This window comes from Vibrio sp. Vb1755 (assembly GCF_033338635.1).
GTDB lineage: Bacteria > Pseudomonadota > Gammaproteobacteria > Enterobacterales > Vibrionaceae > Vibrio > Vibrio alginolyticus.
This window is the reverse complement of record NZ_JAWOTA010000399.1, coordinates 1-1001: the sequence shown is the minus strand read 5'-3', so window position 1 is coordinate 1001 and position 1001 is coordinate 1. Positions and strand designations below refer to the sequence as shown.

Here is a 1001-nt window from a genome sequence, read left to right as displayed (position 1 = left end):
ATCTAATCCTATATATTCTTATCGTTAACTCGGTGGGAAGGATAATTATTATAATTATTTCAGGTGAAGCAGTGATTGATAAACTCCGCATGAATAAGCACGCCCTAAATAAAGGGATCTTTTTCTTACTCGTCTTATTTCTATTTCTACAAAATATCCAGTACGCCAAAGCCGCAGGCAGTTCAATAGGCCAACAAGATACGTTGGTGATGCTATTGAATTTCAAAGAGAATCCTAACGATCAACCGATCACGTCAGAAGAGGCGCACGCGTTAGTATTTGGTGAAGTTAACGATTTTTACCAAGAAAACTCCTACGGCAAGACATGGCTAAGTGGTCAAGTTGCAGGTTGGTACACATTGCCTGTATCGAATCAGGTGTGTGATTATCCTTCGGTTCAAGCGGAAGCGGATAAAATGGCGCGTGCTGATGGCGTAGTGCTTGAGGATTATCAGCGCATCATTTACATCATGACGCAATCAGGTTGTGCTGGTGGTGGTTCTGCAACAACAGGGAAAACGTTCCCGAGTCGTGCATACATAGATGGCACGCTGTCAGCAAGAGTGATTGCACATGAATTCGGGCACAACCTTGGTTTGAGCCACGCTAAGGCGTTGGATTGTGGCGATGCGTCGGTATCGAACAACTGTAGCGTAATTGAATACGGCGACTCGTACGATGTTATGGGTACTCCTGATATGGGTTACATCAATACGTACTACAAAGAACGTATGGGATGGTTGAATGATGCGGAATCACCAAACATTCTTACGGCAACTCAAGATGGTTTGTATGAAATCGCAGAGTACGAAACCCAAGACATAACACAAAACATCGCGTTAAAAATACCTCGCGGTGTGAACCCTAATAGTGGCTTGAAGGAGTGGTTCTATGTCGAATATCGTCAAGCGATGGGTTATGACCAGTTTTTAGATGACCGCTCTTATATGCTGTTTCGTGGTGATGTGACGGACGGTGTGATTGTTCGTTTAGTCGAAGAA

The 1001-nt window shown here is 43.8% G+C and carries 1 pseudogene; it reads left to right on the top strand.

Features of this window, described 5'->3' with window-relative positions:
* Positions 1-71 precede the first annotated feature (71 nt).
* Positions 72-1001: pseudogene (locus R7E00_RS25410) on the top strand (peptidase M11 gametolysin); the annotation flags it as partial.